Annotated in this window: 26 protein-coding genes and 1 pseudogene; 21 read left to right on the top strand and 6 right to left on the bottom strand. The window is 40.0% G+C overall.

Features of this window, described 5'->3' with window-relative positions; translation table 11 throughout:
- Nucleotides 1-452: 452 nt before the first annotated feature.
- From BLP87_RS03655 to BLP87_RS03645, 3 genes are all read left to right on the top strand, one after another.
- The gene (locus BLP87_RS03655; RefSeq protein WP_074461473.1) at nt 453-1,379 is read left to right on the top strand and encodes a TIGR03943 family putative permease subunit; all 927 of its coding nucleotides are present in this window, start codon (nt 453-455) and stop codon (nt 1,377-1,379) included.
- Between the two features lie 23 nt (nt 1,380-1,402).
- A complete protein-coding gene (locus BLP87_RS03650; protein ID WP_074461472.1) occupies nt 1,403-2,512 on the top strand; it encodes a CobW family GTP-binding protein in 1,110 nt (369 codons plus the stop codon).
- Between the two features lie 79 nt (nt 2,513-2,591).
- Entirely contained in the window at nt 2,592-2,750 is a 159-nt protein-coding gene (locus BLP87_RS03645; RefSeq protein ID WP_074461471.1) for a rubredoxin, read from the top strand.
- 93 nt (nt 2,751-2,843) lie between these two features.
- On the opposite strand, the gene BLP87_RS03640 is transcribed toward BLP87_RS03645, so the two are convergent.
- Both BLP87_RS03640 and BLP87_RS03635 read right to left on the bottom strand, forming a co-directional pair.
- Complete coding sequence (locus BLP87_RS03640) at nt 2,844-3,776, bottom strand: phosphotransferase enzyme family protein (protein ID WP_074461470.1); 933 nt, start codon at nt 3,774-3,776, stop codon at nt 2,844-2,846.
- Nucleotides 3,777-3,798: 22 nt separating this feature from the next.
- A complete protein-coding gene (locus BLP87_RS03635) occupies nt 3,799-4,716 on the bottom strand; it encodes a magnesium transporter CorA family protein (RefSeq protein WP_074461469.1) in 918 nt (305 codons plus the stop codon).
- A 443-nt stretch (nt 4,717-5,159) separates the two neighbouring features.
- Here BLP87_RS03635 and BLP87_RS03625 point away from each other — a divergent pair, with 443 nt between their 5' ends.
- From BLP87_RS03625 to BLP87_RS03615, 3 genes are read left to right on the top strand one after another with little or no spacing between them, the layout of a single operon-like run.
- On the top strand, nt 5,160-6,023 hold the full coding sequence (locus BLP87_RS03625; protein ID WP_083334447.1) for a TraX family protein: 864 nt from the start codon (nt 5,160-5,162) through the stop codon (nt 6,021-6,023).
- The gene (locus BLP87_RS03620) at nt 6,020-6,685 is read left to right on the top strand and encodes a response regulator transcription factor (RefSeq protein ID WP_074461467.1); all 666 of its coding nucleotides are present in this window, start codon (nt 6,020-6,022) and stop codon (nt 6,683-6,685) included. The genes BLP87_RS03625 and BLP87_RS03620 overlap by 4 nt, the downstream gene beginning before the upstream one ends.
- On the top strand, nt 6,667-7,386 hold the full coding sequence (locus tag BLP87_RS03615; RefSeq protein ID WP_074461466.1) for a histidine kinase dimerization/phospho-acceptor domain-containing protein: 720 nt from the start codon (nt 6,667-6,669) through the stop codon (nt 7,384-7,386). Before BLP87_RS03620 ends, BLP87_RS03615 begins: the two co-directional genes overlap by 19 nt.
- A gap of 35 nt (nt 7,387-7,421) precedes the next feature.
- On the opposite strand, the gene BLP87_RS03610 is transcribed toward BLP87_RS03615, so the two are convergent.
- A complete protein-coding gene (locus BLP87_RS03610; protein ID WP_074461465.1) occupies nt 7,422-7,976 on the bottom strand; it encodes a hypothetical protein in 555 nt (184 codons plus the stop codon).
- A gap of 329 nt (nt 7,977-8,305) precedes the next feature.
- Between BLP87_RS03610 and BLP87_RS03605 the strand changes: the two genes are divergently transcribed.
- The 13 genes and pseudogenes from BLP87_RS03605 to BLP87_RS03545 all read left to right on the top strand — a co-directional run bounded on the left by BLP87_RS03605 (nt 8,306) and on the right by BLP87_RS03545 (nt 17,911).
- On the top strand, nt 8,306-9,175 hold the full coding sequence (locus BLP87_RS03605; RefSeq protein ID WP_074461464.1) for a hypothetical protein: 870 nt from the start codon (nt 8,306-8,308) through the stop codon (nt 9,173-9,175).
- Nucleotides 9,176-9,219: 44 nt separating this feature from the next.
- Complete coding sequence (locus BLP87_RS03600; RefSeq protein ID WP_074461463.1) at nt 9,220-10,656, top strand: radical SAM/SPASM domain-containing protein; 1,437 nt, start codon at nt 9,220-9,222, stop codon at nt 10,654-10,656.
- 492 nt (nt 10,657-11,148) lie between these two features.
- Nucleotides 11,149-12,012 (top strand): alpha/beta fold hydrolase, encoded by an 864-nt coding sequence (locus BLP87_RS03595; RefSeq protein ID WP_074461462.1) that lies wholly within the window; start codon nt 11,149-11,151, stop codon nt 12,010-12,012.
- A 4-nt stretch (nt 12,013-12,016) separates the two neighbouring features.
- The gene (locus BLP87_RS03590; RefSeq protein WP_074461461.1) at nt 12,017-12,382 is read left to right on the top strand and encodes a RidA family protein; all 366 of its coding nucleotides are present in this window, start codon (nt 12,017-12,019) and stop codon (nt 12,380-12,382) included.
- Nucleotides 12,383-12,408: 26 nt separating this feature from the next.
- Complete coding sequence (locus tag BLP87_RS03585) at nt 12,409-12,777, top strand: MmcQ/YjbR family DNA-binding protein (RefSeq protein WP_074461460.1); 369 nt, start codon at nt 12,409-12,411, stop codon at nt 12,775-12,777.
- Nucleotides 12,767-13,026, top strand: a pseudogene (locus BLP87_RS16530) (transcriptional regulator); the annotation flags it as partial. The gene BLP87_RS03585 and the pseudogene BLP87_RS16530, both read left to right, overlap by 11 nt.
- A gap of 414 nt (nt 13,027-13,440) precedes the next feature.
- On the top strand, nt 13,441-13,746 hold the full coding sequence (locus tag BLP87_RS03575) for an ArsR/SmtB family transcription factor (RefSeq protein ID WP_074461459.1): 306 nt from the start codon (nt 13,441-13,443) through the stop codon (nt 13,744-13,746).
- Nucleotides 13,743-14,741, top strand: coding sequence for a permease (locus BLP87_RS03570; RefSeq protein ID WP_074461458.1), 999 nt, complete (start codon nt 13,743-13,745; stop codon nt 14,739-14,741). The genes BLP87_RS03575 and BLP87_RS03570 overlap by 4 nt, the downstream gene beginning before the upstream one ends.
- A gap of 12 nt (nt 14,742-14,753) precedes the next feature.
- A complete protein-coding gene (locus BLP87_RS03565) occupies nt 14,754-15,110 on the top strand; it encodes a thioredoxin family protein (protein ID WP_074461457.1) in 357 nt (118 codons plus the stop codon).
- A 79-nt stretch (nt 15,111-15,189) separates the two neighbouring features.
- Entirely contained in the window at nt 15,190-15,612 is a 423-nt protein-coding gene (locus tag BLP87_RS03560; protein WP_143002075.1) for a transglutaminase-like domain-containing protein, read from the top strand.
- A 293-nt stretch (nt 15,613-15,905) separates the two neighbouring features.
- Nucleotides 15,906-16,376: an NUDIX hydrolase gene (locus tag BLP87_RS03555; protein ID WP_074461455.1), complete on the top strand. Its 471-nt coding sequence runs from the start codon at nt 15,906-15,908 to the stop codon at nt 16,374-16,376.
- Complete coding sequence (locus BLP87_RS03550) at nt 16,336-17,169, top strand: DUF5919 domain-containing protein (RefSeq protein ID WP_176756596.1); 834 nt, start codon at nt 16,336-16,338, stop codon at nt 17,167-17,169. The genes BLP87_RS03555 and BLP87_RS03550 overlap by 41 nt, the downstream gene beginning before the upstream one ends.
- A complete protein-coding gene (locus tag BLP87_RS03545) occupies nt 17,162-17,911 on the top strand; it encodes an inositol monophosphatase family protein (RefSeq protein ID WP_074461453.1) in 750 nt (249 codons plus the stop codon). Before BLP87_RS03550 ends, BLP87_RS03545 begins: the two co-directional genes overlap by 8 nt.
- A gap of 426 nt (nt 17,912-18,337) precedes the next feature.
- Here BLP87_RS03545 and BLP87_RS03540 read toward each other — a convergent pair whose 3' ends face one another.
- From BLP87_RS03540 to BLP87_RS03535, 3 genes are all read right to left on the bottom strand, one after another.
- Nucleotides 18,338-18,598: a hypothetical protein gene (locus BLP87_RS03540; protein WP_074461452.1), complete on the bottom strand. Its 261-nt coding sequence runs from the start codon at nt 18,596-18,598 to the stop codon at nt 18,338-18,340.
- A gap of 61 nt (nt 18,599-18,659) precedes the next feature.
- A complete protein-coding gene (locus BLP87_RS15835; protein WP_143002074.1) occupies nt 18,660-19,034 on the bottom strand; it encodes a hypothetical protein in 375 nt (124 codons plus the stop codon).
- A 97-nt stretch (nt 19,035-19,131) separates the two neighbouring features.
- Entirely contained in the window at nt 19,132-19,458 is a 327-nt protein-coding gene (locus BLP87_RS03535; RefSeq protein WP_074461451.1) for a helix-turn-helix domain-containing protein, read from the bottom strand.
- A gap of 773 nt (nt 19,459-20,231) precedes the next feature.
- On the opposite strand from BLP87_RS03535, the gene BLP87_RS15980 reads away from it, so the two are divergent.
- A complete protein-coding gene (locus BLP87_RS15980) occupies nt 20,232-20,372 on the top strand; it encodes a hypothetical protein (protein WP_176756595.1) in 141 nt (46 codons plus the stop codon).
- Between the two features lie 74 nt (nt 20,373-20,446).
- Entirely contained in the window at nt 20,447-20,809 is a 363-nt protein-coding gene (locus BLP87_RS03530) for an HNH endonuclease (RefSeq protein ID WP_074461450.1), read from the top strand.
- The last annotated feature ends 24 nt before the right edge of the window (nt 20,810-20,833 follow it).

Genomic DNA, 20,833 nt, shown 5'->3' with positions numbered 1-20,833 from the left:
ATAGAGCGATGCTGAATAGTGGCAGAGTGAAAAAGCAAGAATAAACTGCCTATATAGAGCGATGCTGAATAGTGGCAGAGTGAAAAAGCAAGAATGAACTGCCTATATAGAGCAATGCTGAATAGTAGCAGAGCACCGAAGCAAAAAAGCACTGCCTATATAGGGGATGGATAGATAGTAGCAGAGCACCGAAGCAAAAAAGCACTGCCTATATAGGGAGATGGACAAATAGTGGCAGAGCACCAATGCAAAATACCTTGTCTTGTGACAGTAGTGTGCCTGCATGTTGGCAATTGTCATCATGCAGGTGCACCTGGGATGCATAGAATAGACTGCATCTGCGCGCCATTGGGGTGTGGAAAGCTTTTACAGCGGCGTATCATATTGACACGCCGTGTATTATAGAATTATAATGATTTGCAATTGTGTTGCATATTTAAAAAGGAGCGGGAATGGAAACAGCGGTACATATTTTTGCCGGGTTCCTTGATAGTGGTAAGACTACGGCTTTACAGGGGACTTTATTAAGAAAAGAAGATGTCGCAAAACGTTCTGTAGTCATATGCACAGAAGAAGGCGAGGAAGAGTACGATATTGATGCTCTTAAAGATAGGGGAACAAGCCTTGTCACAATTGAAGAAGAGGAAGAACTGACAGAAGACTTTCTTGAGGAAATAAAGAAGGTTCACAATCCGGAAGTCGTATATATCGAATTTAACGGAATGTGGGATCTTAAGGCATTTGTCAAAAAAGACCTGCCGGAAGGTTGGTATCTTTCAAATATTTTCAGTCTTGTAGATGCGAACACTTATGATATGTACCTGATGAACATGCGTCAGACTATCATGAATCCGCTTAGTGTTTCGGATGTGATCCTTTTTAACAGGTGCGATGAAAGTTTCAAAAAGAGTGATGTAAGGCGTTCAATAAAAATCCTGAACAATTTGGCTGAGGTATATTTTACAAAGCCGGACGGAAGTATAGATTTTGCAAATGAAGAGTTTTCTGTTCCGGAGAAGGACGGAATACTTGATGTTACCGACAAGTTCTTTTGCCCGTGGTTTATTGACTGTATAGAAGATACCGACAAATACTATGGGAAAACGGTTAGATTCACGGCTCTCATAACAGGCGGAAACGGACTTGGCAGTAATCAGTTCTATGCGGGGCGTTATGCTGCTATATGTTGTGCGGAAGATGCGCAGTATATCGGATTTGTGGCAAAGTACGACGGTGAGATTCCCAAAAACGGCGACTGGGTGATACTTGAAGCAAGGATCGCCAAGGGGCAGAGATCGGACAATAAGCTTGTTATTCTTCTGGTGGTCAATAAGCTTACCAAGATAGAAGCACCGGAAGACAGATTTTTATATTTTTGAATAAAAAAGAATGGAGAAATGCAATGTCAAAGAGAGAAGTACCTATAGTGATCATTACCGGATATCTCGGATCGGGCAAGACAACCCTGATGCAGAATATCCTTAAGCAGGAAAAGAGAAAGATAGCACTTATCGTAAATGATATGGGAAGCGTAAATATAGATGCGTCCATATTGAATAAATCGGGAAACAAACTCCTTCAGGTTGAGATGGTTGAGATGCAGAATGGGTGCATCTGCTGTACTTTGAAAGACGAGTTCATGGCCGAGATAGAGCGCTTGTCAGCCGATAAGTCAATTGAGGCTATTTTTGTGGAAGCGTCGGGAATCAGCGAACCGTCATCAATTGCAGGCGCTTTTATAAATTACGAAGAGATGACTCCCGATACAAGAGTATATCTTAAGGCTGTTGTTTCTGTGGTCGATGTAGACAGGATATACCGCGAGTTCCTTCATAATCTTACTTCCGAGGAAGAGAACGACGACGGAGACATCATCAACCTCATCATGGATCAGATTGAATTTTGTAATCTGATGATACTTAATAAGACAGATCTTTTGACCGAAAGCGAGCTTTCAGAGGTAAAAGAAGGACTTCGCAATATCCAGCAGGAAGCAGAGATGATCACTGCCGTACACGGAGATGTCGATCTTGATGTTATCCTTAACAGACCGGACTTTGAGTTTGAAGAGGTGGAGGCATACAGCGCGGTTCAGAAGGCTCTTAACAACTGCGAACATGACGATGAGAAGGCATGCGTTGATGAGTACGGAATTTCTTCATTTGTATTTGAGGAAAAGAAACCCTTCAACCGTGAAGCTTTCAACAAGCTTGTAATGGACTATCCAGAGACACTTATAAGAACCAAAGGCTACATCTGGTTTGACGATGACTGGGATCACATACAGCTCTTTGAACAGGCGGGAAGGAATGCTTCTATCACTGAGATGTCTCAGTGGGTATCCGCTTGGCCTGAAGAAGAACTCGCACCTGTATTAAAAGACTTCCCCGATCTTACTGACGACTGGGATGAAGTGTACGGTGACAGAGGCAACCAGGTTGTGTTCATCGGTAAGGGGTATGAGAAGGCAGAGATTGTGAAGCTTTTGTATGATTGCATCGAAGAAAAATAAAGATATTAATTACACATAAAATAGTGGATAAATATACGTAAATATAGTACCTTAATTATAGGAGAAAGGAGAATTCATTATGAGATATGTATGCAGTGTTTGTGGTTATGTTTATGACGAAGACAAAGGCGACAGCAATAATGGTATAGCTCCGGGTACTAAGTGGGAAGATCTGCCGGAGGATTTCAAGTGTCCGGTCTGCGGTGTTGACAAGGATATGTTCAATGCACAGGTATGACTTTAAGTTAAGAGGGCTTTCGGCGGATGAATTAAGAAATGCAGGGCAGGAGCGAAATGTTCCTGCCTTTTATACTGCCCTAAAATTATAGAATTAAAAAGAAAATTGCATAAATAATCGCAGAAGTTCTTTTGCCCTGTTAAGACGGTATCCGGGATAGTGCTCCTTGAAATGATTATTGCCGGATATTGCGTCGGTGTAGTATCTAAGCGCAAGTTCAAAGCATATCTTTTTAAAAGAAAATGGGATAAGCTCGGCGATATCTTTGTCCTCGCCTGACGCATCAAGGTATCCCTGTATGAGTTTCGAGGCAGCAGATTTATTAAGACTATTGTCCGATAGGCAGCAGGATCTTATGCAATCGGCAATCTCTTCAGGGACAGAGCCTGTCATGACGGTATCAAGGTCAAGGAAGCCAATGACTTTTCCGTCTTTAAAAAGCATGTTTGAAAGCTTTGCATCTCCGTGGATGACTGATATAAAACTATGCTCGGTGGATAGCATTTCAGGCATCGTCTTTTTTATAATTTCTTCGATTTCGTGATCTCTTATATTATCAGGCGCTTCCCGGTACTGCTTATAATAATATGAGATGTCGTGTAGATGGGGATATATGGCGCGTGGGCCTGCAGGGAGTGTCTTAAGAACAGAGTGGAGTTTCCCAAGGCCGTAACCGCATTGATAGCACTGACCTTCTGACAATGGAGTGCTTAAGATATCGCCTTCTAGATATTTATACATTCTAAAGCTACGGCGCTCTTCATCGGAAAGATCGGTAAAAAAGTAGCTGCCGTTTTGTTGTTTCATCCACTTTGGATACAATATTTTTTCACGATCGAAGACATCTGAATATAGATTGTAATTATATTCAAGCGCAGAAAGAGACATACCTTCCTGCATGCGCTGCAGTACGTATCTGCCTGCAGCGGTTTCGACCAGGTAGGTGTCGTTTATATTTCCGCCGGGTATGGCAGAAACGTTTATGATGTTTTCGGTTAAGTATTTTTTGCAGATATCTGTAATCATGGGCATTTGATGAATAAAATTTTTATAGTATCTTTTTTACCTTAAAGAAGATCATACTTCCGACAACGATGAATATGCTAAGTGCGATGACGATGGGATAGCTGAATTTCCAATCAAGCTCAGGCATATATTTAAAGTTCATGCCGTACCAGCCTACGATCAAAGTAAGAGGCATGAAGATCGTGGTTACGACGGTGAGGACTGTCATAATGCGGTTCTGCTTGACATCGAGCTGCGACTGGTACAGGTCGTTTAGCTGAATGGTGTAATCTCTTAGGTGCGTTGCTGCGTCGTACAGCCTGTCTACGCGGCTTGAGAACATACGAAAGTATCTTAAATTGTCTTCGGAAAAGAAGCCGTTTTCGTTCTCTTCAAGCTCCTGGCCGAGGTCCTGCAGCTGTTCATAGTGTATTCTCAGATCTCTGATGTCGCCGCGAATCTCGTTGTTGCGCTGAATATGCGCATCTTCGGCATCAGACATGATTTCTTTTTCTATTCCGTCAAGTTCGAGTTCGTATCTTTGCATGATCCTAAGGTCGTTATGAATTATCTGCTCGAGAAAATCATAAAGAAAACGCTCAAGAGAAGGTTTGCGCCATTTCTTGGTCTGTTTGATGCGCTTTACGAGGTTAAGGGCGTTGGCGCTTTTGTCAATGAAGATGATACCTTTTTCATCAAGGGCAAAAGAAAAGCTCTCGGGAACATCGGTCCCTGCCGACTCCACGGGAATACAGAAAGTTCCGGTAAGTGAATCGAAGTTTACTTCCGCCTTGGTTGTAAGGATGTCTTCATTTTCCATGTCAAGATCTATGCCCATATCAAAGTTTTCGCTCTGCGCCAGCCACTGCTCCGGGGTAAGAACTGCTACATATGGATAGCTCGCATCGTGGCACTGCTCGGCGCTACATTCTTCAAGGGTGTTCTTGATAAGATAATACATATTATTCCTCCGGAATATTGTTTGAATTCTATATCATGATAGCATTCAATAAGCGCGATAGAAAGAATAAATTGCTATGTCGATTTGTATGACTTATTATAAAAACAATCGGTTTCAAAAATAAGCAAGCAGGGGACAGACATGGAAAAAAGCTTGTCGCTGAGAGCATAGGTTTTGTCGACAGTATGCTCAAAGAGGGCTGGCGCATCAAGATTGTGATTGTTGCATCCAAGGGAAAAGAGCGGTTCTATGAGAAGTTTGGTTTTGCGGAAAGGCCAAATGAATCAGAGGGAGCCGGAATGAATATGTGGAGGGAGATATGATCTGATCGGAAGAAGGACCGCGTTTTAGAGTGACGAAGACAGAAGTGAAATGATTTTTTTAATCCTTATAAAATCCTTATATTTTTCATCTATCCTGTTTTTGACAGGAGGATAACAAATATGTTTAGTATCAGGGAAAAAGGATTAACGGGATTTAACTTAAAGTATCTGGCATTGGCTTTTATGGTGTTGGATCACATTCATTATTTTTTCGAATTTACAGGAAAGGTGCCGATTGTTTTCTCGTGGATTGGAAGACTTGCGGCACCGCTATTTCTGTTTTGCTTTGTGGAAGGATTTATTCATACGCATGACAGAAAAAAATACTTTTTAAAAATATATCTTATATCCGTTGGTATGGGAGCGATTCAGTTTGGCTTCTATAACGTGTTGTCTTTTGCGGTAAGAGGAGACGGATTTTTTCCGAAGAACGGAATGCTGTCCACGTTTGCAATCTTGTTTGTTGTAATGCAGGGAATTGATTGGATAAGGGAAAAGAAATTTGTTCGAGGAATCATTGCGGTGGTAGTTCCGCTCATCTTGCCTTTCATAATGTATTATCTTGTTTTTGCTCCGTTTGTAGCTACGGAGAATAAGATAGGACTCTTTTTGGCAAATCTGGTAAGTCTTTCGGTGCTTCCGCTTCATTCTGCAATCGTTGACGGTGGAACGGTGACGGTACTTGAAGGAATGATTCTTTTGATCTTCAGTTACTGCAAAAATAAGAATATTCGTATCTATGCGTGGGCTGCTTTTACGTTCTTACTTAACACGGCGGTCTTGCTCCTTGCGGGAATGCCGCTTAATGCAGAAACACTTTTCTTCAAGGCATATGAATGGATGGGAGTTTTTGCGATGTTTCTCATGTTATACTACAATGGTGAATACGGTAAGGGTAACGCCAAGCTGTTCTACTGGTTCTATCCCGTGCATGTGTATGTTTTGTACGGAGTTTCAATTTTACTTTACATGGTGATGCAATGAAGATTTTGGCTATAGATGACGAACAGGATATTTTGCGATTGATAGAAAAGGCGCTTAAGGGGCAGTATCAAGTTGATACTGTCCTTGTACCTTTGCAGAGTATTCCTGAAGATATGTCATCGTACAGTTTGATAATAATGGATGTTATGATGCCGAATGAGAGCGGCTATGATGTGATAAAAAGAGTCAGGAGTAAAGTGGGCTGTCCGATTATTTTTTTGAGCGCAAAGGCACTTGAAGAAGACGTGGTTTACGGACTTTCGCTTGGAGCCGACGATTATATCAGAAAGCCTTTTTCTGTCGCAGAATTAAGGGCGAGGATAGCGGCGCATATAAGAAGGGATAACAGAGACGAAGTGCGCGGCATGATCCGTTCAGGAGATATTACTTTGTATCCGGAAGACTGTGAGCTTAGAGTGAATGATAAAAAAGTGGAGCTGACAAAGAGTGAGTTTGAGATTGTGGAGCTTCTTTTTAAAAACAGAGGACAGGTGTTTTCCAAGACTCAGATCTACGAGTTTATTTACGGCTACGACAAGGATGGTGATGAATCGGCAATAACAGAGCATATCAAGAATGTTCGAAGAAAGCTTAAATCTAACGGAGCGGAGCCCATAGAGACCGTATGGGGGATAGGATATAAATGGAAAAAACAAATATAAAACTGACTACGGTTATTGGAATATATCTTTTGGTCATTGCAGGGCTTATGCTCGTTGCGACTGTTTTTTCTGTAATAATCTTTAACGGATTTACGGGTGAAAGAGCGGACAGCACAGAGAAGCAGGTTGAGGAGTGGCTTGATGAGGCGAAAGAAGCAGAAAAGCCGGATGTATTATCTTTTCCTCAAAAAGGTGATTATGTCATTGAATCTGAAAATGAAGTGACGGAATCAAAGATTGAAAACTGCAAGAAGCAGGATATGGATAGGTTTATCTCTTTTTATAAAACAAGCGGGATGAGCCGGCAGATAAAAGGAAGAGAAGTTTTTATTGCAAGAGTTGTGAACGGCTATACTGTATATGTCCATTACAGCATGAAGGCGAAAGGTGAGATGCTCGCGCTTTTTCTGTGTCTTGCAATCTACATTCTTGCAATTTTCGTACCTTCATTTGTGCTTATCTGGAAACTTAAGAGTATGATCTACAAAATTGCGGAAGAGAAGTGGCGAGGGGAATATGAGACTAAGCAGGAGATGGCGCAGATGGCGCATGATCTGAAAACTCCGCTCACGGTCATTCGCGGGAACGCGGACCTTCTCCTTGAGAACAATACGGATCCCGACGCCCGTGAATCGCTGACTTCAATCATAAATAATTCTGAACGCATTGCGCAAAGTATATTAGAGATTTTGGAGAAATAAGTAATATCCTTCGCGAAGTTGTCTGAGCAGATGCATCAAACGCTCGCTTCAAGCATAGGAAAAGCCTCTTTTAAGCGATTGCAAAAATCCGGATTTTGGTAAGTAATCAATGAGGCATTGGGATCGCCGAATACGATCAGTCTTTTATCAAGCCCGTTCTCTTCGAATATAGTATTAAGATATCTGATAAAACCTGTGTCGAACCAGTCATAGTAGAACTTGGCTGTATAATTGTATTCTTTTCCATTGCATTTAAAAGATACTTCACTTGTTCCCGTACCTTTTTCAAGGGTGTCTTTTGATACATTATTGGTTACATCTTCAAAGCTTAGTTCATCTCCCGAGATATGCTGACATTCCTTCAGAAAATCCGCATATTCAACTCCTTCAAAATCCGTATAAAATACATTCGAAAACTCGATTGCAGAGAAGAGAAAAGAAACGATTCCTTCTTCTCCCAGGTCGTTAAGCATATCCTGCGGAAATTTTTTCATGGATTTTATGACATTGGATTCATCGGCTTTTACGGATAAGCCGAGATCTTTTATTTTTTGATAATTCTTTTTCACAAATGCTTCTATATCTATCATTTTTATAATCCCTTTCCTTTTAAGTTGCGGCCGTGTCATTCACGGTGTAAGTTTTACATACAGTTAGTATACCATTTATGCATTGAAGTTTTTTATGGATTTATTTTGGTATGCGGGGAGGTATAAAATGCATTCTGATACAGAATTGACAGAAACGACAGATTTTACAGAATTATCTATATCACGACTTTATGTTGACACAAAAAAGAACATCCCCCATAATTTTATTTAGAGGTTTTTACCGGTGTAATGCGTTGTCTTTTTAAAGCGCTAAGTCAAGGCGCAGGCAACGTCAACAAAAATTCCGAATAAATTGAAGGGAGATTTTTATGGCAAACGAAATGGTTGTATTTCAGGGTAAGTCATTTTCAGTCGGACTTCAGTCAATGCTTGGATCTACGGCATATGGATGGTGTTTGACAGGTCTACCGAAGGGCGTTGTACTTTTAGGCATTGATACGGAAAAGGTTCCGTCATCTGCTACAGTTGCGCCTGTTATTCAGAAGTTCTGGTTCGTTGCTGTTTCTGAAACAGATAAGAAAGCAGAGATTGAATTCACAATGATCAATTTCACCAGCTTATCAGAGACAGAACAGAAACATAATGTTTCAATCTCAGTTGTTCCCAGTGATTCAGATGAATTTGCTAAGTATAGCGAAAATAATGATGTGATGCTTAGAAGTATCGGCAATGCAGCAATTCCTTACGGATATGTGCTCGGAGCGCAGGAGCCGCTCGTTAAGTATGGCTATGCATGTGATGCAGGCGATACGGCAGCACTCAAGTATGGTTATCCATGCGGCGTACAGGATGGAGCAAATATTAACGTAAAGTATGGATACGCATGTGATGTATCCGATACAGCAGCGCTTAAGTATGGTTATCCGTGTGGTGTGCAGGATGCTACATTAAAGTACGGCTATCCATGCGGCGTAGAAGATGCGTCGACCGGCGTTAAATATGGCTATCCATGCGGAGAACCGGTACTCAAATACGGTTATCCATGCGGAGATGCACCGGTACTTAAATACGGCTATCCATGCGGAGATACACCGACACTTAAATATGGCTATCCATGCGGAGCAAAGGATGCCACTCTTAAATACGGATACCCGTGCAATATTCAGAATTCCGCAGTCGCATACGGATATAATAGCAGTACACAGAATGCGTTGATGAAATATGGTTATTTCTGCTAATAAATTGAATACACAATGCCCATCGGCGGTTTGGAGGTTAAGAAATGGCACATATTGAATATAAACCGGTAACGGCAGTCTGGGAGGTTACAATGGGATGCAACATGCGTTGCGGCCATTGCGGCTCGTCTTGTGCGGGCGCACTCCCGGGAGAACTTAGCACAGATGAAGCTCTTGACCTATGCGATCAGATCGCGGAGCTTGGGCTGAGATGGATAACATTGTCAGGAGGAGAGCCGCTTACAAGGAAGGATACACCTAAACTGGTAAAAAGACTTTCTCGTAACGGAGTTAAGGTAAACATAATTACAAACGGCTGGCTTCTTGACGAAGAGATGGCAAAAAAACTTAAAAAGAGTGGGATATCGACGGTTGCAATAAGTATCGACGGAACGCCAAAGATACATGACAGTGTCAGAAAAGAAGGAGCTTTTGAACATGCCCGCAATGCTTTTTTTGCCATGACGGAGCTTGGAATAGAGACTGGTGCTGTCACAACGATCACAAAGAAAAATATCGATATTCTTTCCGACCTTAAAGAAGAACTCATAAGCATGGGCGTTAAGACATGGCAGGTACAGCTTGGTCTGCCGATGGGAAATCTTAAGGAAAACCATGATTGGGTGCTTGATCCGGAACAGGTCAATGATGTTATTGATTTTTGTTATAATACGGCAAAAGAGGGAAGAATACGAATATATCCCGCTGATTGTATTGGATATTATTCGAAAAAAGATCTTGAGACAAGGCGTATTTCTTTTGGCTTTGACAGACATTCTTTGTGGGATGGCTGCAATGCAGGTGTCCGAGGCTTTGGCATATTGCACAACGGTGACATATTGGGATGTACTTCAATTCGCTCAAAAGAGTTTATTGAGGGAAATATTCGCAAGAGAAAATTGCGTGAGATATGGGAAGATGAAAATGCTTTCTTATGGAGGAGGCAGATGACAAAAGAAAAACTTTCCGGTTCATGCAAAACCTGCGTATATGGCTCTAAGTGCCTTGGTGGTTGCCCGAATACAAGGCTTACGATGAAGGGTAGCATATATGAGGAAAATGAGTATTGCGCATACAATCTTTCCCTTAAGAAAAAAGAAACGAAGTATTCCAAGTGTGATAATGCCGCTGCATTACGTAGACTCGCTGATTCGCTTATACAGCAGGGCGATTATCAGGAAGCTTCTTTTGCACTTAAGAGGACAAAAGAACTTGATCCTGACAATGTCGATGTATACAGCGCAATAGGCTACAGTGAATTTATGTGCGGAAACTATGAATCATGCCTCGAAGCAAATAACAAAGCGCTTGAAATGGACGGAAGCAATACTTATGCCATGGGCGGTCAGGCTCTTGCTTTATTCAGGCTTGGGCAGAAGGATGAAGGCATACGCATCATGCGCAAAGCTGTCGAGATGACAGGCGGCCGCGACATGAACCTTATTCAGGATCTTAGGTACATGACAGACGGTAAAATGTGATAATATGTAAAAGATAATATGAAGGGCAGCCTTTTACACAATGGATGGAAAAGGCTGCCCTTTTCATTGCCGTAGGGAAAAATTATAATGGGGAAGAGGGTATAGGAGAAGAGCAAATGAATGAAAAGAAGAGCTAATAAATAAAATGGGGCTGGCAGAGAATATGGCAGCAGCTTTAGTTAGGAAAGGATGACATTTGCCCGGTTCCTGTCAGATTTTAGTCAGAATTGGTCAGAATTACCTTCGAGCATCGAAATGTTTGAAAACCTCCGAAATTGTTGCCGGTTACGTTGGCTATACAGTATGCTCGGCATCGAAAAATCTGGAAATGTTGTATTTTTGATGCTTTGAACATATTTATACATCTTTTGAAGCATCGAAAAACATCTGTGTTTAATATTTTGATGATTTATAGTGATCCGGTATCATAAAAGGAGAACATTGTCTTAGGAAATAGCTGACGGAAAAAATTCATCGACCTAAGGGGGTAATATGCTAAATTTGCATGAAAAAACAGTATCTTCAAGCCTTGGAACAACATACTACTGGACAAATGATATTGATAGTGACATTTCATTAGTTTTTTTGCCCGGATTATCGGCAGATCATAGGTTGTTCGAATTTCAGCTGGATGCATTTAAGGACGAGTACAAAGTTGTGGCGTGGGACTGCCCATGTCATGGCAAGTCGAGACCGTATGACAAATTTTCTTATCTCAATGTCTGCAATGAACTGGATAGTATTCTTGAAAAAGAGAGTGTGGATAAAGCTGTATTCATCGGGCAGTCGTTGGGCGGGATGATAGCTCAGTACTACATTGACAGCCATCCTTCCAAAGCTGCCGGCTTTATTTCGATTGGTAGCGCTCCTTTCGGAGATTATTATTCAAAATCGGATATGTTTTGGCTGTCTCAGCTTGAGTGGATGTGCAAACTTTTTCCCGATAAAATGCTCAGATCTTCAATGGCAAAGATATGTGGCTTAACGGAGGTTTCTCAGAAGCGTATGATTGAAATGCTATCTTCTTACACGAAGAATGAACTATGCCACTTGCTGTATGTCGGTGAAGCTGCGTTTATACCTGAGAACAAGAAAGTGGATATTTCATGCAAGAGCATTCTTTTGCTGGGTGATAAAGATAAAGTCGGTAAGGTGACCGCGTATAACAAAGAGTGGGCGAAACGGACGGGATTTCCGCTTATCATCATTCAGGATGCGGCACATAATGCAAACGACGATCAGCCGGATAAAGTTAATGCTGTTATAAAAGATTTTTTGGAAACTATTGAACCGGCAGAAGTACGTGAGAGATTAAAAGATATCGCAAAATCTATGATTAAAAGCTATGGAGGGTGACGAGATGGGAAAAATTGAGAGGTACGATGTAAGCGAAAAGTGGGCACATTCAGGAATTATCAAAGCAGGGGATACTTGCTATATAGGGTATTGTGTGGGAAATGTCGGCGGAGCTATTGAAGAGCAGATAAATGGAGCTTTTGACAACATGGAAGAAAGACTTGCCATGGTTGGACTTACCTTGGAATCTGTGGTTCAGATGGATTGTCTTTTCAGAGATGTTTGGAATATTCCCGTCATGGAGAAAATCATAAAGGAAAGATTCGGCGGAAAGTACCCTGTGCGCAAATCTATTCAGACTGAGTTTGCACATGTTGGCGGCAAAGATGGATTGCAATTTCAGGTCGATGCTATTGCTTATTGCGGATAAGTGATTCTGATGGAAAAGAGGACTGTATGAAATACGAATGGATCGATGAATATCTTCTGAAAATGCCGGGAGTTTCCAAAGATCTGCAAAAAGATTGGAACTGGATTCGGTACCGGATCGGCGAAAAGATGTTTGTCGCAATATGTCTGGATGATAATGACAAGCCCTATTACATAACTTTGAAACCGGAACCGCTTGAGGGCGATTTCTGGCGCAAGCAGTACGAGGATATAATTCCCGGATATTACATGAACAAGACACATTGGAATTCTGTAAAAGCGGATGGAAATGTGCCTGATGATATTTTAATGGATCTTCTTGAAAAGGCGTACAGAATAGTGCTTGAGAGCCTCAGTAAGAAAAGGCAAAAGGAGATACTGGGAGATGCCATTTGACTTTAAAAAGAATATAAAGAGTTTTATATGCCTAAAGATAAGCCTGAGATTATTACGGTTCCTAAGATGAATTATATCGCGGTTCGCGGCAAAGGTAATCCTAATGATGAAGCCGGTGAATACAAAGCTTCAATCGGGCTCTTATACGGGATTGCCTTTACTATAAAAATGAGTAATAAAGGTGACCATCAGATAGATGGATACTTCGATTATGTAGTCCTGCCATTGGAAGGATTCTGGTGGATGGAAGGAAAGCATCTTTTTTATGGGAAAATTAGATTTTTGATGCTTTTGTCTTTTGTATTAAAACTGAAAAGCATCGATTTTTCAGGCCTTCGCGGCTTTCGATGCTATTTCTATTATTATCAAAGCCTAAAAAGCATCGATTTACCGGACTTTTGCAGCTTTTGATGCTTTCAGCTCCGAAGCGCTCAAACAACCTATCAAAATAACTTAATAAATAGGCAGCATTTTTGAATGAAGCAGAAAAAAAGCTCATTCAAGGATGCTGCTTTTTAGTACCATAAAAGTGTAGTTGATAGAGAGTAATTATCTCTGGCATCTGCACGCAAAGAGTTGCAATTTCATTAAATGATACATTGACAGTTATCTATGTGTGTGATATATCTATACATAGACAATTATCTATGTGAGGTAAAAAATATGAATAGGATCGATGTGGCACTGATATGCAAAGCACTTTCTGACGCAAACAGACTGGAGATCGTGCAAATGCTTTCGGAAGGTGAAAAATGTGGATGCAGATTACTTGAGAGATTCGAGATTACTCAGCCGACTCTTTCGCATCATATGAAAATACTGGTGGAGTCCGGTATGGTAAATGATCGAAAGGATGGGAAGTGGCATTACTATTCTTTGAACGCGGAAACGCTTAAGATGTTTAAAGAATTTATTGAAAAGCTTGGTTGTATATGCGCAAGTGAAGAGACGGGCAGGTGTTGCAGATGATAGACGATTTTATATTGAACCAGGTACTTGGGATGAAGTGGCTGGATGAACTGATAGAAAGCCTGCTTTTATTTGCGGGTGCTGATCCGGAATCAGGACTTGGCGGTGGAATACATTTTTTTCTATATGATGTGATCAAGATTACAATTCTCTTGTGTGTTCTCATTTATCTGATTTCCTATATTCAGAGCTTTTTTCCGCCGGAGAGAAGTAAGAAGATTTTGGGACGTTTTCATGGCATATGGGCGAATTGTATCGCAGCTCTTTTGGGAACCGTGACACCTTTTTGCTCATGCTCATCAATTCCGCTTTTCATAGGCTTTACGAGTGCGGGGCTTCCTCTTGGCGTGACATTTTCGTTTCTCATATCTTCGCCAATGGTTGATATAGCAAGTCTGATCCTTCTTATTAGCATTTTTGGAACCAAGGTGGCTGTTTTATATGTGGGGCTGGGGCTTGTGATCGCAGTGCTTGGAGGAACCTTGATTGAAAAGCTTCATATGGAGGACCAGGTTGCGGAGTTTATTCGAAAGGCCGATTCGGTTGATATTGATTCACCTTCTCTTTCGCAAAAAGAGCGGCTTGTCTATGCGAAGGATCAGGTTTTGGATACTTTAAAAAAGGTTTTTCCATACATTCTTCTGGGCGTGGGAATCGGAGCTGTCATACATAACTGGATCCCGCAAAGTTTTGTGGAAGGCATACTTGGAAGCCACAATCCGATTGGTGTGGTGCTTGCGACTATAGTCGGCATTCCTATGTATGCAAATATTTTCAGTACCATAACCATAGCTGATGCGTTACTCTATAAAGGTGCTCAGCTTGGGACTGTATTGGCATTTATGATGGGAGTGACGACACTTTCACTTCCCTCAATGATAATGCTGAAGAATGCAATCAAAACAAAGCTGCTAACCGTATTTATCGCTATATGTACTGTGGGAATTGTAATTATCGGATATCTGTTTAATTTGATACAGAGTACGATTCTGTAGGAGGAAAAGAGAATGTCATTATTTGATTTTGGTAAGAAAAAAGAAGAGGAGAAAAAGTCCTCATGTTGCTGCGGGGGCAATTACTCTGCTGAAAATATGCAGATCGCTGAGGAAGAAAAAAGCTCAAAAGGGATAAAAATCCTTGGCGGTGGCTGTGAAAAATGTAATAAGCTTGAAGTGGCAACCATTGAAGCATTAACGGAACTTGGCATGGATACAACTATCGATCATGTAAGAGATTATGAAAAGATTGCCAGCTACGGAGTCATGACTACACCGGCCTTGGTCATTGACGGCAGAGTTGTTTCTTATGGTAAGGTTCTTAAGAAAGACGAAGTTGTAAAAATACTGAAAGGCATTGAAGGATAGAGAAGGTGATTATTCTGATGCTGTATCATAAAACTTGACACTTCTTCTTCACAGATTTTATAAAAGATCATGTGAATATATGGAGGGAAAAGGTATCTGTGGTAATCTGAGCGCGCTGTACAATTATCTCCTTCTTCAATGCGGTGTTGATGCGTATGTTTTTCATGATAATGGAATAACGCATGCGTGGTCGTACGTTAAGATTGACGGAGTCGGATATCATGTAGATACTACATGGACTTCAACATTAAATGATTTTATGACTCCAAGTAGTGTTCGTGAAAAGAATCTTGCGGAACATGGAATCACTGCTCCAATCAATCCAAGGTATTCTTTTGATGATGCGCCTCTAAATAAGCCCGGAATTGTTTTTTCTGCAAACGATAATAGATTCGCAGAGCTTCGTAATGGTTGGATTATATTAAATATCGACAGGGAAAGAAAGGTCATAACTTATGATTCTGAGGACGGAGTAAAAGAGTTTGCTTATGGCGATTTTTAATAACAGAATAATGTAGAAAACAGACAGTCTTTTGGCCTGAGCAGGAAATTAAGCTCATTCCGGGAGGCTGTCTGTTTTGATGGAAATGTGCAGGGATGCAATAGTTTTGTGGTCTTCCGCTTTCGGACATTGACTTTAAGAATCATTGAATTTGTATCAATCATCAACTTCAAAAAGGCGCCAATGTAGGGTATTATATTGAAGAGACCAAAATGGAGAGTGGCCGTAGGATTGTATTTTGACTCATATTAATACCTAAGAAAATAATAGTAGAATTATAGGGGAGAAGGATTATGGCGAGAACGGATTATTATTATTCAGATGAAGCACCAAAGGTGAATTCAATTGTTGCGGCTGCTTCAGCTATAGTGACATTAAAAGATGGAAAAATTGTTTTGCATAAGCGAGTCGATAACAAGGAGTGGTCACTACTTGGAGGAGGGATGGAGTATGGAGAATCTATTTCTGAAACTATTTTGCGAGAAATAAAAGAGGAGTCGGGATTGAATTGTGAAATTCATAAAGTAATCGGAATATATACTAATCCTAATCATGTGATAGCATATTCAGATGGTGAGGTAAGACAAGAATTTTCTATATGTTTTCATTGTATTGCAGATGATGGGAAGATTATTGTAAGTGATGAATCGACCGAAGTGCGGGCTTTTACGAGAGATGAGATCGAACTTTTATGTCTACATCCGGCGCAAAAGATAAGAATTGATGACTACTTTAGAAAGGAAGCTGAGGCGTTTATTAGATAATATGAAAAAGATAACAAAAGAGATATTGACATATATAATCATGCTCCTTTTATCCATTATTTTAATTATTTTAGGGGTGGTTTTAAGTGGAGATGCGGCAGATATCATGATGAATATTGGATTGTCGATTATTTCTACGGTAATAGTATATTTTATTCTTAAATTTTGTGCTGGAGATCCTATGGATTCTATTGTTGAAAAAGTTGATCAATTGTCAGATGAGCTTACTTCATCGGTAGACATGTTAAAGAGCACCAAAGAAACGGGAATAATTAATTCTTGGAACAATAGATCTGATTGTCCTACTAAAGAATGGATAAATAGGATAGAGATGAGCGATGGAGCTATTAGAATACTTTGTTATGCCATGTCATTTTTAGTGGATGACGGTGATTTTGATGAGGTAATGTTGAAGAAGGCATCCGAGGGGAAAAAAATCCAAATTCTATTAGGGAAGCCAACCGGAGAATGTATTAAAGCCAGAACTATAGAGGAGCGGATTGAAGGAAATATTGCAGATAGAATTGAACGTGCGGCTGCAAGAGTAGAGGATATTAATAAAAGACTTTCGGAAGAGAATAAGATTGAAGTCAAATATCATGATACTCCGTTATATGCCTCTATCTATATTATGGGGTCTAAGGCAATTATCACACCGCATTTATATGCAACAAGAGGAGCATTGGCGCCGATACTGGAAATTCAAAAAACAGATAATAAGCAATGTATGTATACTAAGTATTTGGAAATGTTCAATGAAGTGTGGAAAGCAGGGAGTGCTAAGAATGTTTGAATTAAAAGATATATTTTGTAAAATTGCAAAATCTGCAGGAGAGATAATATTAAATGCAGATAGAGAGCAATTGGATATTAACTCAAAACAAGGTTCAGCCAATTTTGTAACAAAATATGATGTTTTAGTAGAGGAATATCTGAAAGAAAATCTTTTAAAAGCTGTTCCTGATGCGATTTTTATTGGTGAAGAAGGAGATGAGAACTTTAGTAGCGATTTGAACAAGGCTTTTATCGTGGATCCTATAGACGGTACTACAAATTTTATAAAAGATTATCATATGAGTTGTATTTCTATTGCTTATTTGCAAAAAGGCGAGGTAATTATATCCGTTATTTATAACCCTTTTTTAGATGAAATGTTTTGCGCTGAACGTGGAAAAGGAGCATTTTGCAATGGTGCAAGAATACACGTTTCTAAGTATCCATTGGAAAATGGCCTTGTTTTATTTGGCTCGTGTCCATATCATAAAGAATTATGGAAAAAATCTTTTGAATTGGCATATGAATATTTTGAAAAGGCACTTGATGTTAGAAGAAGTGGATCTGCAGCATTAGATTTGTGTTCAATTGCGGCAGGGCGCGCTGAATTGTACTTTGAATTGTTACTTTCCCCTTGGGATTATGCTGCAGGTATACTCTTGGTGGAAGAGGCCGGTGGTACAGTTACTGATATGAATGGTGAAAAAGTTGGCTTTGATAAGCCTTCTTCAATAATTGCTAGTAATGGATTGTGCGTATAGGTATGTGAAGCTCTTGTAGCTCATTAACACAGGGCTTCAAATTTCAGCAAGGAAGGATGAGGGCACTCTGCTTGATACAGGGTGCTTTTTAGTACCATAAAAGTGTAGTTGTTAGAGAGTAATTAACTCTGACATCTGCACTTATTTTTTTATAATAAGGGGAGTAATTGGTATGGCGAGGTGCTTTTTCTATGGATGAGTAGCAATTAGGGGCGCATTCAAAAACTGTTTCAGAAGAGGATGAAGTATTATATAACTACACATTTGAATATTTTGAGAGAAAGCTCTTGAGGATATTTGAAAGATGGCTTTTTGTGCGTAAAAAATAAAGAGATGGAGCTTTAAGCGCAAAATTCCTTAGTTACTTCGACTAACTTATTTTGCGCTTTCTTCATGTTTGCAGTGCTTCTCTACATACCCGTGAAATCAAATATCCTGCGCGTGCTCATAAAAGCCTAGAGAGCCCCTTAAGAGAGCTTCCTCGGCTTCATCGTGTGCAAGGTTATCATAAGCGGTAAGAAGAGAATCAAATTTTTTTTGCTGATCCGGAGAAAGCTCAGCTCTTAAAGCTACATAAAGCAAGTTTATGCCTGAAACTTTCTGATTGTATTCTTCTGATGAGAGATAAGAGTCCATGATATCGTCATAGGACTCTGTGATGTTTTTTCTTGAGATGGCAACATCCATCGCTTTATCCTCCTGGTATTGTAAGTAAATATGTCATCGGGTAATAGGCGGAAAGAAATATTTAGCACAATATCAGAGAGGATTTTGTCTTTTTGGGTAGCAAAAAAGCGTCCATAATATCGGCATTATTATCTTCAAAGAAAGATAACAGCGATCTTATAAACGGAGTTGAATTGTAGAAAACGGTAACCAAAGCCTGATGGGAGAGTGCTTTGTGGCATTTGTTCCAGATCTTTTTTACAAAATTTCTTATCTTAGAAGAAATACATGTACCAAAAGAATCCTGAATGAGGGAGGCAATAAGCTTTGCTGCATCGCGTATTGTCTTTCTGCAGGAATCAATGATGGGGCTAAATAAATTGCGAAATGTTTTGATGTAAGCGCGTAAGCGTTTTAGTGTAACAATTTTATGGCCGTGTTTTCTATATTCATCCATTTATATAATCACCTCTTTCCCTGGATATAACGTACTACGCTTTTAAGGTTCTATGCGATATGGATAATGCTGTATAGAATACGATTGTTTTTAAATCTTAGGACTCGGCACCGATTATTGCATTGACAAGATCGGCTTTCTGCTTTGGAGTCCAGTTTTTTGCATTTCGTGCTATTGCACGCTGGGTCTTGTAAAATTCAAGTTCGGGGTCTTCTTCAGAAGTCGCCATACCAAGAAGGTATCCGGCCTCTACGTGAAGGACACCGGCGATACTTGCTACAACAGGTCCTTTGGGAATGCGCTCTCCGTTGATGTAGCGGGACATCGATGCATTCGTTACGCCGATTTTCTCGGCAAGTTCTTTTTGACTTAGTCCGTTTTGTTTCAGCAAATCAGAGATACGCTTTCCTAAATCATTGCTCATATACATTTCCTCTTTCCTCGTTAAGATTTACGCATACGTTGCAAGGTTCGCAGCGCAGTCACTACTTCGACATTTCATAAAAAAGCATGAAAGCGTATTAGTTTCTGAATGATAGAAGAAGTCTTTCATCGGTAAATCTGCGTTGATTAATTATTACATTGTTCGGGGATAACCCCCTCATATTAACTTGGTTCTAATAAGGCTGCAGTAGGCCAAATAAAAAAATAATAGATATGCGTATAACTGATTTACCAAAAGTATAATTTTATTTACCGAATGTGTCAATAGGGTAATCAGAATAATTGATTCAAATTAGTCCGTAGCCATGCATTGTTATGGATGTAATGGCAGCAGGATAAATGTTTTTGGTGGATGGTATTGATGGGATTGCGATTACCTTTTGTGTAATTATAATGAAATTATTACAGCAAACAGAGGAACGATAATCATTGATGATTACTGGATTTAATTAGAATTTGAAGTAGGCGTTTATTGTTTAAATTTGCGATTACCATTTGTATAATTTGTGAAACGAGATGCACTCAGAGAAGTTTTTGAAACTTCAAAATCAGTTTTTATTAAAATGGTAATAACACTTCCTGTACGCTGAACTCTGAAACCGGAGTACAGGAAAAATATATTCTAAACAAGACATACAGTTGTCTTGTTTGCTTTGATAGGATAAGCAGGAAAGGTGAGCATATGAAGATTGACAGGTTGATAGGAATACTATCGATACTCTTGCAAAAAGAGATGATAGGTATCCAGTTTACATGGATAAAAAAGAAGCAGCTCTTTACGAGGAAATGAAAAAGGACCTCATCCTTCCGTTCAAAGAGGGAGAGATGATAACTGCAGCAAATGCAGCAGCTCTTTCAGGAAAACTATCCCAGATGCACAACTGCAATTTGTGATATTGTATAATCAGCAAAAAAACATGAGAGCCTCGGAGAATAAATCTCTGGGGCTTTTTACGTGGAGGAATTAAATGCCAAGGAAAGCTTTGCATCCGTGCTCGCATCCAGGTTGCCCTAACCTTTGTGAAGGACGGTATTGTGATGAGCATAAAAAGATACATCCAAATAATGACAGAAAGAATGCGGCAGAGCGAGGCTACGGAAGCAAGTGGCAAAAGGCAAGAAAGATATTTCTTAGTAGGCCAGAGAACTTCTTTTGTGTAAGATGCAAAGAAGATGGTGTTCTTACAAGGGCTACTGTTGTTGATCACATAAAACCGCATAGAGGAGATCAGGAACTCTTCTGGGATGAGAGTAATTGGCAGCCACTTTGTAAGAAGCATCATGATCAAAAAACATGGAATAATGATAAATATCCAGTCTGTTTATTGTAAATCTCAAGAATAAAACTTATGATA

Source organism: Butyrivibrio hungatei (assembly GCF_900101605.1).
Classification (GTDB): domain Bacteria; phylum Bacillota; class Clostridia; order Lachnospirales; family Lachnospiraceae; genus Butyrivibrio; species Butyrivibrio hungatei_B.
The sequence above is the reverse complement of the archived record's forward strand: the minus strand, read 5'-3'. Positions and strand labels throughout refer to the sequence as shown.

Bases quoted from the DNA above. Each gene is read 5' to 3' on its own strand.
- BLP87_RS03655 (WP_074461473.1), top strand. From the start codon at position 453: ATGGAAACAGCGGTACATATTTTTGCCGGGTTCCTTGATAGTGGTAAG.
- BLP87_RS03650 (WP_074461472.1), top strand. From the start codon at position 1,403: ATGTCAAAGAGAGAAGTACCTATAGTGATCATTACCGGATATCTCGGA.
- BLP87_RS03645 (WP_074461471.1), top strand. From the start codon at position 2,592: ATGAGATATGTATGCAGTGTTTGTGGTTATGTTTATGACGAAGACAAA.
- BLP87_RS03640 (WP_074461470.1), bottom strand. From the start codon at position 3,776: ATGATTACAGATATCTGCAAAAAATACTTAACCGAAAACATCATAAAC.
- BLP87_RS03635 (WP_074461469.1), bottom strand. From the start codon at position 4,716: ATGTATTATCTTATCAAGAACACCCTTGAAGAATGTAGCGCCGAGCAG.
- BLP87_RS03625 (WP_083334447.1), top strand. From the start codon at position 5,160: ATGTTTAGTATCAGGGAAAAAGGATTAACGGGATTTAACTTAAAGTAT.
- BLP87_RS03620 (WP_074461467.1), top strand. From the start codon at position 6,020: ATGAAGATTTTGGCTATAGATGACGAACAGGATATTTTGCGATTGATA.
- BLP87_RS03615 (WP_074461466.1), top strand. From the start codon at position 6,667: ATGGAAAAAACAAATATAAAACTGACTACGGTTATTGGAATATATCTT.
- BLP87_RS03610 (WP_074461465.1), bottom strand. From the start codon at position 7,976: ATGATAGATATAGAAGCATTTGTGAAAAAGAATTATCAAAAAATAAAA.
- BLP87_RS03605 (WP_074461464.1), top strand. From the start codon at position 8,306: ATGGCAAACGAAATGGTTGTATTTCAGGGTAAGTCATTTTCAGTCGGA.
- BLP87_RS03600 (WP_074461463.1), top strand. From the start codon at position 9,220: ATGGCACATATTGAATATAAACCGGTAACGGCAGTCTGGGAGGTTACA.
- BLP87_RS03595 (WP_074461462.1), top strand. From the start codon at position 11,149: ATGCTAAATTTGCATGAAAAAACAGTATCTTCAAGCCTTGGAACAACA.
- BLP87_RS03590 (WP_074461461.1), top strand. From the start codon at position 12,017: ATGGGAAAAATTGAGAGGTACGATGTAAGCGAAAAGTGGGCACATTCA.
- BLP87_RS03585 (WP_074461460.1), top strand. From the start codon at position 12,409: ATGAAATACGAATGGATCGATGAATATCTTCTGAAAATGCCGGGAGTT.
- BLP87_RS03575 (WP_074461459.1), top strand. From the start codon at position 13,441: ATGAATAGGATCGATGTGGCACTGATATGCAAAGCACTTTCTGACGCA.
- BLP87_RS03570 (WP_074461458.1), top strand. From the start codon at position 13,743: ATGATAGACGATTTTATATTGAACCAGGTACTTGGGATGAAGTGGCTG.
- BLP87_RS03565 (WP_074461457.1), top strand. From the start codon at position 14,754: ATGTCATTATTTGATTTTGGTAAGAAAAAAGAAGAGGAGAAAAAGTCC.
- BLP87_RS03560 (WP_143002075.1), top strand. From the start codon at position 15,190: ATGGAGGGAAAAGGTATCTGTGGTAATCTGAGCGCGCTGTACAATTAT.
- BLP87_RS03555 (WP_074461455.1), top strand. From the start codon at position 15,906: ATGGCGAGAACGGATTATTATTATTCAGATGAAGCACCAAAGGTGAAT.
- BLP87_RS03550 (WP_176756596.1), top strand. From the start codon at position 16,336: ATGACTACTTTAGAAAGGAAGCTGAGGCGTTTATTAGATAATATGAAA.
- BLP87_RS03545 (WP_074461453.1), top strand. From the start codon at position 17,162: ATGTTTGAATTAAAAGATATATTTTGTAAAATTGCAAAATCTGCAGGA.
- BLP87_RS03540 (WP_074461452.1), bottom strand. From the start codon at position 18,598: ATGGATGTTGCCATCTCAAGAAAAAACATCACAGAGTCCTATGACGAT.
- BLP87_RS15835 (WP_143002074.1), bottom strand. From the start codon at position 19,034: ATGGATGAATATAGAAAACACGGCCATAAAATTGTTACACTAAAACGC.
- BLP87_RS03535 (WP_074461451.1), bottom strand. From the start codon at position 19,458: ATGAGCAATGATTTAGGAAAGCGTATCTCTGATTTGCTGAAACAAAAC.
- BLP87_RS15980 (WP_176756595.1), top strand. From the start codon at position 20,232: ATGGATAAAAAAGAAGCAGCTCTTTACGAGGAAATGAAAAAGGACCTC.
- BLP87_RS03530 (WP_074461450.1), top strand. From the start codon at position 20,447: ATGCCAAGGAAAGCTTTGCATCCGTGCTCGCATCCAGGTTGCCCTAAC.